The sequence below is a fragment of the Arthrobacter sp. Hiyo1 genome (genome assembly GCF_001263615.2).
Classification (GTDB): domain Bacteria; phylum Actinomycetota; class Actinomycetes; order Actinomycetales; family Micrococcaceae; genus Arthrobacter.
Map to the genome: position 1 here is coordinate 292,451 of NZ_DF952468.1, position 13,466 is coordinate 305,916.

5 protein-coding genes and 2 pseudogenes are annotated in these 13,466 nt (G+C 61.5%); 6 read left to right on the forward strand and 1 reads right to left on the reverse strand.

What is annotated here, in order from left to right:
- Positions 1-313: pseudogene (locus AHiyo1_RS01245) on the reverse strand (acetyl-CoA C-acyltransferase); the annotation flags it as partial.
- Between the two features lie 410 nt (positions 314-723).
- On the opposite strand from AHiyo1_RS01245, the gene rpoB reads away from it, so the two are divergent.
- The 6 genes and pseudogenes from rpoB to tuf all read left to right on the forward strand — a co-directional run bounded on the left by rpoB (position 724) and on the right by tuf (position 13,065).
- The gene (gene rpoB / locus AHiyo1_RS01250; RefSeq protein ID WP_059387358.1) at positions 724-4,230 is read left to right on the forward strand and encodes a DNA-directed RNA polymerase subunit beta; all 3,507 of its coding nucleotides are present in this window, start codon (positions 724-726) and stop codon (positions 4,228-4,230) included.
- A 103-nt stretch (positions 4,231-4,333) separates the two neighbouring features.
- Positions 4,334-8,231 (forward strand): annotated as a pseudogene (locus tag AHiyo1_RS01255) (DNA-directed RNA polymerase subunit beta').
- A 378-nt stretch (positions 8,232-8,609) separates the two neighbouring features.
- Entirely contained in the window at positions 8,610-8,984 is a 375-nt protein-coding gene (rpsL, locus tag AHiyo1_RS01260; RefSeq protein ID WP_009358312.1) for a 30S ribosomal protein S12, read from the forward strand.
- A gap of 1 nt (position 8,985) precedes the next feature.
- The gene (rpsG, locus tag AHiyo1_RS01265; RefSeq protein WP_059387355.1) at positions 8,986-9,456 is read left to right on the forward strand and encodes a 30S ribosomal protein S7; all 471 of its coding nucleotides are present in this window, start codon (positions 8,986-8,988) and stop codon (positions 9,454-9,456) included.
- A 68-nt stretch (positions 9,457-9,524) separates the two neighbouring features.
- Complete coding sequence (gene fusA / locus AHiyo1_RS01270) at positions 9,525-11,639, forward strand: elongation factor G (RefSeq protein ID WP_059387356.1); 2,115 nt, start codon at positions 9,525-9,527, stop codon at positions 11,637-11,639.
- Between the two features lie 235 nt (positions 11,640-11,874).
- On the forward strand, positions 11,875-13,065 hold the full coding sequence (gene tuf / locus AHiyo1_RS01275; RefSeq protein ID WP_059387357.1) for an elongation factor Tu: 1,191 nt from the start codon (positions 11,875-11,877) through the stop codon (positions 13,063-13,065).
- Positions 13,066-13,466 lie beyond the last annotated feature (401 nt).

Sequence of the window (13,466 nt, forward strand, 5' to 3'; positions counted from 1 at the left end):
CGGCGGTCAGTCCGGAGAGGCAGACCTTGTTGATGGTGACGGCGGGGATGTTCCAGCCGATGCCGGCGGCGATGGCGCTTTGCCGGGCCGGATTCTGGCCGGCGCCTGCCTGCAGGACCTGCCCCATGATCACTGCGTCCACTTTGTCCGCGGTGAGCCCGCTCGCCGCAATGGCGCCTGAAATGGCGTGAGCGCCGAGCTCGACGGCGGTGAGCCCGGCCAGTTGCCCGTTCAACCGTCCCTGTGGGGTACGGCTGGCGGAAAGGATGACAACGTCGTTGTTGTTGTCCGTTGTGTCTGAGGGGGTGCCCATTTTCTCTCTTCCGATCAAGGGTGGTGAGCCTAGGTTACCGTGGCGTAGATCACCTCTCCATTCAACAATGGAGCCTGGATCAACATTCCGCCCGCGCCAGCAAGAGGCCGTTGCCGCATAGGTGCCTGCGGCAACGGTGCTTGCATTCAGGCGGGATGTGGGGTAGACAGGTGGGTTGATTTGCCGTATTGTGGATATTTGCGTCTTCCCTGTTAACCTTCAGCCTTCATATAGCGGTGGGCTTTACCTCTCAGCTGCGCCATCGACGTGCCGTTAAGAACGAGCATGGTCTTGGTCAGCCGGGGTCCCGGGTCATATAGCGGAACCGGAAAGGTACACTGCGGATTCAATCTGCAGGGTGCAAGCGGGGGAGATCTGAAAACGCCTGAAGGTCTGTGGAAGGATCCCTCTTGGTCGCCTCGAGCACCTCTAATAACGAAACCGCTAATACGGCAAGCACCGATGGTGCAACTCGCCGGCTCTCATTCGCAAAGATTCACGAACCGCTGGACGTTCCGAATCTGCTCGCACTGCAGACAGACAGCTTTGACTGGCTGGTCGGAAACGAACGCTGGCAGTCGCGGGTAGCGAAGGCTGTCGAGGAAGGCGACCTGAGCGTCGCCACCACCTCCGGACTTGCCGACATCTTCGAAGAGATCTCCCCCATCGAGGACTTCCAGGGCACCATGTCCCTGAGCTTCTCCGAGCCGGAGTTCGCTGATCCGAAGTACACCATGGCCGAATGCAAAGACCGTGACGCCACTTACTCGGCACCGCTGTATGTCAAGGCCGAGTTCATGAACAACAACACGGGTGAAATCAAGCAGCAGACCGTGTTCATGGGCGATTTCCCTCTCATGACCGAGAAGGGAACGTTCGTCGTCAACGGCACCGAGCGTGTCGTCGTCTCCCAGCTGGTCCGTTCGCCGGGCGCCTACTTTGAGCGCACCGCAGACAAGACCAGTGACAAGGACATCTTCACTGCAAAGATCATCCCGTCCCGCGGTGCATGGTTCGAACTCGAAATCGACAAGCGCGACCAGGTCGGCGTACGCCTCGACCGCAAGCGCAAGCAGTCGGTCACCGTTCTGCTGAAGGCCCTCGGCTGGACCGAAGGCCAGATCCTCGAAGAGTTCGGCCAGTACGACTCCATGCGCGCAACGCTGGAGAAGGACGCCACCGAAACCCGCGAAGACGCCCTGCTGGACATCTACCGCAAGCTGCGTCCGGGCGAGCCGCCCACCGTCGAGGCTGCCCAGTCCCTGCTGGACAACCTGTACTTCAACGCCAAGCGCTACGATCTGGCCAAGGTTGGCCGTTACAAGATCAACCGCAAGCTCGGCATCGACCGCTCCCTTGGCGACAAGGAAGCTTCGGTCCTGCACGTTGAAGACATCGTGGCCATGATCAAGTTCCTCGTCGCGCTCCACGCCGGCGAGAAGACCCTCATGGGCAAGCGCGATGGCGAAGACCACGAGCTCCGCGTCGAGATCGATGACATCGACCACTTCGGCAACCGTCGCATCCGCGCTGTCGGTGAACTGATCGAAAACCAGGTCCGCACCGGCCTGTCCCGCATGGAGCGCGTCGTCCGCGAACGCATGACCACGCAGGACGTCGAAGCGATCACGCCGCAGACCCTGATCAACATCCGCCCTGTTGTGGCAGCCATCAAGGAGTTCTTCGGAACGTCCCAGCTGTCCCAGTTCATGGACCAGAACAACCCGTTGTCGGGTCTGACCCACAAGCGCCGCCTGTCGGCCCTTGGCCCGGGTGGTCTGTCCCGTGACCGCGCAGGCATGGAAGTCCGAGACGTTCACCCGTCCCACTACGGACGTATGTGCCCCATTGAAACTCCTGAAGGCCCGAACATCGGCCTGATCGGTTCGCTGGCTTCCTACGGCCGCATCAACCCGTTCGGTTTCATCGAGACTCCGTACCGCCTGGTGTCCGAGGGCGTCGTTTCCGATGAGGTCCAGTACCTCACCGCCGACGACGAAGCCGAAGTCCTGATTGCACAGGCCAACGCACCGCTGGATGCCGACAAGAAGTTCGCGGAAGAGACCGTGCTTGTCCGTGCCCGTGGTGGTGGAGGCGAGCCCGTTCTGGTTCCGGCCGGCGAAGTTCAGTTCATGGACGTTTCCCCGCGCCAGATGGTGTCCGTAGCTACCGCCCTGATTCCGTTCCTCGAGCATGACGATGCAAACCGCGCACTCATGGGTGCCAACATGCAGCGCCAGGCTGTGCCGCTGGTCCGTTCCGAGGCCCCGTTCGTGGGTACCGGCATGGAGCGCGCTGCCGCCGTCGACGCCGGTGACGTCGTCATCGCGAAGAAGGCCGGTGTCGTCAACGAAGTTTCCGCTGACCTCGTCACCATGCTTAACGACGACGGCACGGAAACCAGCTACCGCATCAACAAGTTCGCCCGTTCCAACCAGGGCAACTGCTACAACCACCGTGTCCTGGTCAACGAAGGCCAGCGCCTCGAAGTCGGCGGCATCATCGCTGACGGCCCGGCAACGGACCAGGGTGAGCTCGCCCTCGGCAAGAACCTTCTCGTGGCATTCATGTCCTGGGAAGGCCACAACTTCGAGGACGCCATCATCCTGTCGCAGCGCATCGTCGCTGAGGACGTCCTTTCCTCCATCCACATCGAGGAGCACGAGATCGATGCCCGCGACACCAAGCTTGGTGCCGAGGAAATCACCCGTGACATCCCCAACGTGTCCGAGGAAGTCCTCGCAGGACTGGACGAGCGCGGCATCATCCACATTGGTGCCGAGGTTGAAGCCGGCGACATCCTGGTCGGAAAGGTCACCCCGAAGGGTGAAACCGAACTGACTCCGGAAGAGCGCCTCCTCCGCGCGATCTTCGGCGAGAAGTCCCGCGAAGTGCGTGACACCTCCCTGAAGGTTCCCCACGGTGAGTCCGGCACGGTTATCGGCGTGCGCGTCTTCGACCGCGACAACGACGACGAGCTGCCCCCGGGCGTCAACCAGCTGGTCCGCGTCTACGTTGCCGCCAAGCGCAAGATCACCGACGGCGACAAGCTCGCCGGCCGCCACGGTAACAAGGGCGTCATCTCCAAGATCCTGCCGATCGAAGACATGCCGTTCCTTGCCGACGGTACCCCTGTGGACATCGTCCTGAACCCCCTGGGTGTTCCGGGTCGTATGAACGTCGGCCAGGTGCTCGAAACGCACCTTGGATGGGTTGCCAAGACCGGTTGGAAGATCGAAGGCGAGCCGGAGTGGGTCAAGAACCTCCCGAACCTGCCTCGTGAAACCGGCCAGACGACCGTTGCCACCCCGGTGTTCGACGGTGCACGCGAAGAGGAAATCACAGGTCTGCTGGATTCCACCAACGTGACCCGCGACGGCGACCGCCTGATCGACTCCTCCGGCAAGACCCGTCTGTTCGACGGCCGCTCCGGCGAGCCGTTCCCGGACCCGATCTCCGTGGGCTACATGTACATCCTGAAGCTCCACCACCTGGTGGACGACAAGATCCACGCACGCTCCACCGGCCCGTACTCCATGATCACGCAGCAGCCGCTGGGTGGTAAGGCTCAGTTCGGTGGCCAGCGCTTCGGTGAAATGGAAGTGTGGGCGCTCGAAGCATACGGCGCTGCCTACACCCTCCAGGAACTGCTGACGATCAAGTCGGACGATATCCACGGCCGCGTGAAGGTCTACGAAGCCATCGTCAAGGGCGAGAACATCCCCGAGCCTGGCGTTCCGGAATCCTTCAAGGTCTTGATCAAGGAAATGCAGTCGCTGTGCCTGAACGTGGAAGTCCTTTCCACGGATGGTACGACGATCGAAATGCGTGACTCTGATGACGCAGTCTTTACGGCTGCGGAAGAACTGGGCATCGATCTGTCTCGCGCAGAGCCCAGCTCCGTAGAAGAGGTCTAAACAGCCGCTCTGGCTGGCGGTGCAGACCGCCAGCCAAGGCTGCTGCCTCTTTCCGTAAACCCAAGACTTCAGAATTTAGAGAACAAGAGAGAACAGGGACCATATGTCCAGCGAATCCTCCTTCGGCCTCATGCAGATCGGCCTCGCCACCGCGGAAGACATCCGCGGCTGGTCTTACGGTGAGGTCAAGAAGCCGGAAACTATCAACTACCGCACGCTCAAGCCCGAGAAGGACGGCCTCTTCTGCGAGAAGATCTTCGGCGTCCCGGGACTGGGAATGCTACTGCGGCAAGTACAAGCGCGTGCGCTTCAAGGGCATCATCTGCGAGCGTTGTGGCGTTGAAGTCACCCGCGCCAAGGTGCGCCGCGAGCGCATGGGCCACATCGAGCTGGCCGCTCCCGTCACGCACATCTGGTACTTCAAGGGTGTTCCCTCCCGTTTGGGCTACCTCCTTGACCTGGCACCGAAGGACCTTGAAAAGGTCATCTACTTCGCTGCCTACATGATTACGAGCGTCGACACCGAGAGCCGTCACGCGGAACTGCCGAACCTTCAGGTGGAGCACGACCTCGAGAAGAAGCAGCTCGTCGACAACCGCGACAGTGACATCGCCACGATTGCCCGCGACCTTGAGGACGAGCTTGCCCGCCTCGAAGGTGAAGGCGCCAAGGCTGCGGACAAGAAGAAGGCCCGCGACTCCGCGGACCGCCAGATGGCCAACGTCCGCAAGCGCGCGGATGCTGAGATCGAGCGCCTCGAGCAGGTCTGGGACCGCTTCAAGAACCTGAAGGTCGCCGACCTCGAGGGTGACGAAGGCCTGTACCGCGAACTGCGCGACCGTTACGGCATGTACTTCGAAGGCTCCATGGGTGCCGAAGCCATCAAGAAGCGTCTTGAGAACTTCGACATGCAGGCAGAGTCGGAGTCCCTCCGCGACACCATCCAGAACGGCAAGGGCCAGCGCAAGACGCGTGCCCTCAAGCGCCTGAAGGTTGTCAACGCTTTCCTGACCACCAACAACAGCCCGCTTGGCATGGTGCTGGACGCCGTCCCGGTGATCCCGCCGGAACTGCGCCCGATGGTCCAGCTGGACGGTGGCCGCTTCGCGACCTCCGACCTCAACGACCTGTACCGCCGTGTGATCAACCGCAACAACCGACTCAAGCGACTGCTTGACCTCGGCGCTCCGGAGATCATCGTCAACAACGAGAAGCGCATGCTTCAGGAAGCTGTTGACAGCCTCTTCGACAACGGCCGTCGCGGCCGTCCCGTCACGGGTCCGGGCAACCGTCCGCTGAAGTCCCTGAGCGACATGCTCAAGGGCAAGCAGGGCCGTTTCCGCCAGAACCTCCTCGGCAAGCGCGTCGACTACTCCGGCCGTTCGGTCATCGTCGTCGGTCCGCAGCTGAAGCTGCACCAGTGTGGTCTGCCCAAGCAGATGGCCCTGGAGCTCTTCAAGCCGTTCGTGATGAAGCGCCTGGTTGACCTCAACCACGCGCAGAACATCAAGTCGGCAAAGCGCATGGTCGAGCGTTACCGCCCGCAGGTCTGGGACGTGCTGGAAGAGATCATCACCGAACACCCGGTGCTGCTCAACCGTGCACCTACCCTGCACCGCCTCGGCATCCAGGCATTCGAGCCGCAGCTTGTTGAAGGCAAGGCCATCCAGCTTCACCCGCTGGTGTGTGGCGCCTTCAACGCCGACTTCGACGGTGACCAGATGGCAGTCCACCTGCCGCTGAGCCCCGAAGCGCAGGCTGAAGCCCGGATCCTGATGCTGTCCTCCAACAACATCTTGAAGCCGTCAGATGGCCGTCCGGTGACCCTGCCTTCGCAGGACATGATCATCGGTCTGTACCACCTGACCACCAAGCGCGTTGGTTCCGCAGGCGAAGGCCGTATCTTCTCCTCGGTTTCGGAAGCCATCATGGCCTACGATGCCCGCGAGCTGCACCTGAACTCCCAGGTCAAGATCCGCCTTGAGGGCTTTGTGCCTTACGCCGGCTGGGAAGCTCCGGAAGGTTGGGAGCCGGGTCAGACCGCACTGGTCCAGACCTCCCTCGGCCAGGTTCTCTTCAACGAGACCCTGCCGGAGGACTACCCGTGGGTTGAGGCTGTTGCCGACAAGGGCGAGCTTTCCCGTATCGTCAACGACCTCGCAGAGCGCTACCCGAAGGTTGTCACGGCTGCAACGCTGGACAACCTGAAGGACGCCGGTTTCTACTGGGCAACCCGCTCGGGCGTCACCGTGGCAATCTCCGACATCGAGGTGCCCACCTCCAAGCCGGCCATCCTTGCCGGTTACGAGACCATGGCTGCCAAGATCCAGGGCCAGTACGACAAGGGCCTGATCGACGACGACGAGCGTCGCCAGGAACTGATCGAGATCTGGAACAAGGCCACCAACGAAATCGCCCAGGCGATGCGTGACAGCCTGTCCCCGATGAACACCATCAACCGCATGGTGTCCTCCGGTGCACGTGGTAACTGGATGCAGGTCCGCCAGATCGCGGGTATCCGTGGTCTTGTGGCCAACCCGAAGGGTGAGATCATCCCGCGTCCGATCAAGTCCTCGTACCGCGAGGGCCTGTCGGTGCTGGAATACTTCATCGCCACGCACGGTGCACGTAAGGGTCTCGCCGACACCGCGCTGCGTACCGCCAACTCGGGTTACCTGACCCGTCGTCTGGTGGACGTTTCGCAGGACGTCATCGTCCGTGAAGAGGACTGTGGCACCGAGCGTGGTCTCATGACCGCAATCGCCGTGCCGGACTCCAACGGTGAGCTGGTCCTTGACGAGAACGTCGAGAACAGCGCCTACGCACGTACCCTCGCCGTCGACGTCGTCGACTCCAAGGGTGCTGTGCTGGCAGCTGCCGGCACCGACTGCGGCGACGTCGTCATTGCCGAGCTGCTCGCAGCCGGCATCACCGAGGTCAAGGTCCGTTCCGTGCTCACGTGTGAGTCCAAGGTCGGTACCTGTGCGCTCTGCTACGGCCGTTCGCTGGCCACTGGCAAGACCGTTGACATCGGAGAGGCCGTCGGCATCATCGCCGCACAGTCCATCGGTGAACCCGGTACCCAGCTGACCATGCGTACGTTCCACACCGGTGGTGCTGTTTCCGCCAGCGGTGGCGACGACATCACCCAGGGTCTGCCCCGTATCCAGGAGCTCTTCGAAGCCCGTACTCCGAAGGGTGTTGCACCGATTGCTGAAGCAGCCGGCCGCATCGCCATCGAGGAGTCCGAGCGCCAGATGCGCCTCATCATCACCCCGGACGATGGTTCCGAGGAGATCGCCTACCCGGTGCTGCGCCGTTCCCGCCTCCTCATCGAGGATGGCGAGCACGTCAGCGTCGGCCAGAAGCTGATCAACGGTCCTGTGGACCCGAAGCAGGTTCTGCGCATCATGGGTCCGCGTGCCGCCCAGAAGTTCCTGGTGGACGAGGTCCAGGGCGTTTACCGCAGCCAGGGCATCGGCATCCACGACAAGCACGTGGAAGTCATCGTCCGTCAGATGCTGCGCCGCGTGACCGTCATCGAATCCGGCGACTCCGATCTGCTTCCGGGCGAGCTCGCTGAGCGCAGCCGCTTCGAAGACGAGAACCGTCGCGTGGTGTCCGAAGGCCGTACCCCGGCTTCCGGCCGTCCGGAACTGATGGGTATCACCAAGGCATCTCTGGCAACTGAGTCCTGGCTGTCGGCCGCTTCCTTCCAGGAGACCACCCGCGTTCTGACGCAGGCGGCCATGGAAGGCAAGAGCGACCCGTTGCTCGGCCTCAAGGAGAACGTCATCATCGGTAAGCTCATCCCGGCCGGTACGGGTTTGCCCCGTTACACCGAGGTCACCGTGGAGCCGACTGAAGAAGCAAAGGCGAGCCTGTTCACGGGCCCGAGCGCCTTCACCGACTTCTCGTATGACGCCCTGGGCGGCGACGGAGCTCCCGAGTTCCACGCCATCCCGCTGGATGACTACGATCTCGGCAACGACTTCCGCTGAGAAGTCTGAAACGCAAGGACCCGTACTCACTGAGTGCGGGGTCCTTCCCGTTAAGCGCCCGACGACGACGGCCGGCACCCGCCGTCGTGGTTCACCCCTCTACACCCGATTAAGGCCTCAGATCAAGCCATGCTAGAATTTTGGTAATTGTTCTGTGTGGCAGTGGATGAAGGCCGCCGCAGCATCATTTCGGTTTTGTTCTCATGATGTTGGGTGGAGCCTGTTTCCGGGTTGCGGGCTACGTGCGCAACGAATGCCGCACTTTTGCACGCCCACCGGTCTTCGGGCCAGGGTCGCATGGACAACGCCAAAGCTCTCACGCAAACACAGGCCAACGCCTGGGCGCGGAGCAGAGATCAACCAACGGAGAACACGAAAGTGCCTACGATTAACCAGCTGGTCCGCAAGGGCCGCACGCCGAAGGTCTCCAAGACCAAGGCTCCCGCGCTTAAGGGCAGCCCGATGCGCCGCGGTGTTTGCACCCGCGTTTACACGACCACCCCGAAGAAGCCGAACTCGGCTCTCCGTAAGGTTGCTCGTGTCCGCCTCAACGGTGGCGTTGAAGTTACCGCCTACATCCCCGGTGTTGGCCACAACCTCCAGGAGCACTCCATCGTGCTGGTCCGTGGTGGTCGTGTGAAGGACCTTCCGGGTGTCCGTTACAAGATCGTCCGTGGTGCCCTCGATACCCAGGGTGTCAAGAACCGCAAGCAGGCCCGCAGCCGCTACGGCGCAAAGATGGAGAAGAAGTAATATGCCTCGCAAGGGTCCGGCCCCGAAGCGGCCGCTAGTTTCCGATCCCGTTTACGGTTCCCCGTTGGTCACCCAGCTGATCAACAAGGTTCTGATCGACGGCAAGAAGTCCACCGCAGAGCGCATCGTTTACGGCGCACTCGAAGGTGCACGCGCCAAGTCCGGTGGCGACCCCGTCGCCGCCCTCAAGAAGGCCATGGACAACGTCAAGCCTTCCCTCGAGGTCCGCTCCCGCCGTGTCGGTGGCGCAACCTACCAGGTTCCCGTTGAGGTCAAGCCGGGCCGCTCCACCGCCCTCGCTCTCCGCTGGCTGGTTGGCTACTCCAAGGCCCGCCGCGAGAAGACGATGACCGAGCGCCTCCAGAACGAAATCCTGGATGCGTCCAACGGTCTCGGTGCCGCTGTGAAGCGTCGCGAAGACACCCACAAGATGGCCGAGTCGAACAAGGCCTTCGCACACTACCGCTGGTAAAACTTCCCGTACGCCGCCGGCTCCCTGAGCTGGCGGCGAACGTGTAGTCCATCCGAAAGGGAGACACCGTGGCACAGGACGTGCTTACCGACCTTAGCAAGGTCCGCAACATCGGCATCATGGCCCACATCGATGCCGGCAAGACCACCACCACCGAGCGCATCCTGTTCTACACGGGTGTGAACCACAAGATCGGCGAAACGCACGACGGTGCTTCGACGACTGACTGGATGGAACAGGAAAAGGAACGCGGCATCACCATCACGTCTGCCGCCGTGACCTGCTTCTGGGACAAGAACCAGATCAACATCATTGACACCCCGGGCCACGTGGACTTCACGGTTGAGGTCGAGCGCTCGCTGCGCGTCCTCGACGGCGCCGTTGCTGTCTTCGATGGCAAGGAAGGCGTTGAGCCGCAGTCCGAGACTGTTTGGCGCCAGGCCGACAAGTACAACGTGCCGCGTATCTGCTTCGTCAACAAGATGGACAAGCTCGGCGCTGACTTCTACTTCACCGTAGACACCATCATCAGCCGCCTCGGCGCCAAGCCGCTGGTTCTCCAGCTGCCCATCGGTGCAGAGAACGACTTCATCGGCGTCGTGGATCTCCTTGAGATGCGCGCACTGGTGTGGCCGGGCGATGCCAAGGGTGACGTCACCATGGGTGCCAAGTACGAGGTCCAGGAGATCCCCGCCGATCTCCAGGCCAAGGCTGAGGAATACCGTGCACAGCTCGTTGAGACTGTTGCCGAGGCTTCCGAGGAACTCATGGAGAAGTACCTCGACGGTGAAGAACTCACTGTCGAGGAGCTCAAGGCCGGCATCCGCAAGATGACCATCAACTCCGAGCTCTACCCGGTTCTCTGTGGTTCTGCCTTCAAGAACCGCGGCGTACAGCCGATGCTGGATGCTGTTGTTGACTTCCTGCCGAACCCGCTCGACGTCCCGCCCATGGTCGGTCACGACCCGCGCGACGAAGAGAAGGAGCTCACCCGCAAGCCTTCCGCCGAGGAGCCGTTCTCGGCCCTCGCGTTCAAGATTGCGGCGCACCCGTTCTTCGGTCAGCTCACCTTCATCCGCGTGTACTCCGGTCACGTGGAAGCAGGCGCCCAGGTGGTCAACTCCACCAAGGGCAAGAAGGAGCGCATCGGCAAGCTGTTCCAGATGCACGCCAACAAGGAAATGCCTGTTGAAGGCGCTACCGCGGGCCACATCTACGCAGCAATCGGTCTGAAGGACACCACCACGGGCGACACCCTGTGCGACGCCAACAACCAGATCGTCCTCGAGTCCATGAGCTTCCCGGAGCCCGTGATCTCGGTTGCCATCGAGCCGAACACCAAGGGTGACCAGGAGAAGCTCTCCACGGCCATCCAGAAGCTCTCCGCTGAGGACCCGACCTTCCAGGTCTCCCTCAACGAAGACACCGGTCAGACCATCATCGCCGGCATGGGCGAGCTCCACCTGGACATCCTGGTGGACCGCATGCGCCGCGAATTCAAGGTCGAGGCAAACGTCGGCAAGCCGCAGGTTGCTTACCGCGAAACCATCAAGCGCGCTGTAGAGCGTCACGACTATACGCACAAGAAGCAGACCGGTGGTTCGGGTCAGTTCGCAAAGATCCAGATCGCTATCGAGCCGATGGACACCGCCGACGGCGAGCTCTACGCGTTCGAGAACAAGGTCACCGGTGGCCGCGTGCCCCGCGAGTACATCCCGTCCGTTGACGCGGGCATCCAGGATGCACTCAACGACGGCGTCCTGGCAGGCTACCCGGTTGTCGGCATCAAGGCCACGCTGATTGACGGCGCGTACCACGATGTTGACTCCTCGGAAATGGCGTTCAAGATCGCCGGCCGTATGGCTTTCAAGGAAGCCGCACGCAAGGCGAACCCGGTTCTGCTCGAACCGCTGATGGATGTTGAGGTCCGCACCCCTGAGGAATACATGGGTGAAGTAATCGGTGACCTGAACTCCCGCCGTGGCCAGATGCAGTCCATGGAAGACGCCGCTGGCGTCAAGGTGATCCGTGCGCACGTTCCGCTGTCCGGCATGTTCGGCTACATCGGTGACCTGCGTTCGAAGACTCAGGGCCGTGCTGTGTACTCCATGACGTTCAACAGCTACGCCGAGGTCCCGAAGGCAGTTGCCGACGAGATCATCCAGAAGAACCGCGGCGAGTAATCACCGACGGATAAACCAGGATGTTGGCCCGTTCCGGGAAAGCATTCAGCGCAGGCGCCGGGCTGTAGCCCAGGCCGCAGTCCGGTCCTTGCGCGAACAGACTCCAGGTACCAACATTGGTCCCTGAATCTGCAATTTCACCAAATCCAAAGCCCCCAAGTAGACTTGCTGGAGTTTCTGCCGCGAAAAGCGCGGCCGAGGAGCAACTCACTTGAAATCGTTCTAGGAGGAACCTGTGGCAAAGGCAAAGTTCGAGCGGACTAAGCCGCACGTCAACATCGGCACCATTGGTCACGTTGACCACGGTAAGACGACGCTGACTGCCGCCATTTCCAAGGTGCTGTACGACAAGTACCCCACTCTCAACGAGCAGCGCGACTTCGCGTCGATTGACTCTGCTCCGGAAGAGCGCCAGCGTGGTATTACCATCAACATCTCCCACGTTGAGTACCAGACCGAGAAGCGCCACTACGCACACGTAGACGCTCCGGGTCACGCTGACTACATCAAGAACATGATCACCGGTGCTGCCCAGATGGACGGTGCGATCCTCGTGGTTGCCGCCACTGACGGCCCGATGGCTCAGACCCGCGAGCACGTTCTGCTCGCCCGCCAGGTTGGTGTTCCCTACCTGCTGGTCGCGCTGAACAAGTCCGACATGGTCGACGACGAAGAGCTTCTCGACCTCGTTGAAATGGAAGTTCGCGAGCTGCTCAGCGCTCAGGGCTTCGATGGCGACGACGCTCCCGTTGTCCGCGTTTCCGGCCTCAAGGCACTCGAAGGCGACCCGGTTTGGGTCAAGTCCGTCGAGGACCTCATGGAAGCTGTCGACAACTCGGTTCCGGACCCCGTTCGTGACCGCGACAAGCCGTTCCTGATGCCGATCGAAGACGTCTTCACGATCACCGGTCGTGGCACCGTTGTTACGGGTCGCGCCGAGCGCGGTACCCTCGCGATCAACTCGGAAGTTGAAATCGTTGGTATCCGTCCGGTCCAGAAGACCACCGTTACCGGTATCGAGATGTTCCACAAGCAGCTCGACGAAGCATGGGCCGGCGAGAACTGTGGCCTCCTGCTCCGCGGTCTGAAGCGCGACGACGTCGAGCGTGGCCAGGTTGTCGTCAAGCCGGGTTCCATCACCCCGCACACCGACTTCGAGGCCAACGTCTACATCCTTTCCAAGGACGAAGGCGGACGTCACAACCCGTTCTACTCGAACTACCGCCCGCAGTTCTACTTCCGTACCACGGACGTAACCGGCGTTATCACCCTGCCGGAAGGCACGGAAATGGTTATGCCTGGCGACAACACTGAGATGACCGTTGAGCTCATCCAGCCGATCGCTATGGAAGAGGGCCTCGGCTTCGCAATCCGTGAAGGTGGCCGCACCGTTGGTTCGGGACGTGTTACCAAGATCATCAAGTAGTTTCTACTTGTAGATCGGTGGAGGATCGGACGCCTGGCGTCCGGTAGCAAAGCAAAGAAGAACCCCGTCACTATCGTGGCGGGGTTCTTCTTTGCTATGGTTTATCTATCGAATGGATTAATGACGAAGTGTGGATCCGTGACTTTGCGGATCCGCAGGCCGTGCGGCTTCGTCGCCCATGGACAGGAGAGCAGGAATGTCTGGCTTTTTTGGCACTATCCTCGTAATGGTTTTTGTCCTGGTCACTGCTTCGGTGTCGTATTCCTCAGGGAAATCGAAAGGGCGTTGGCTTGCCGAACGTGCTGCCGAACGGCTTGCAGACAATTCCGTCAGGCAGTATCGCTCAGGCTATCTGGCCGGCCACCTTGCAGGGTGCGCGACGCCGAGGCCCGCCGCGGAGC

Coding starts and splice junctions, on each gene's coding strand:
- rpsG (WP_059387355.1), top strand. CDS start 8,986: ATGCCTCGCAAGGGTCCGGCCCCGAAGCGGCCGCTAGTTTCCGATCCC.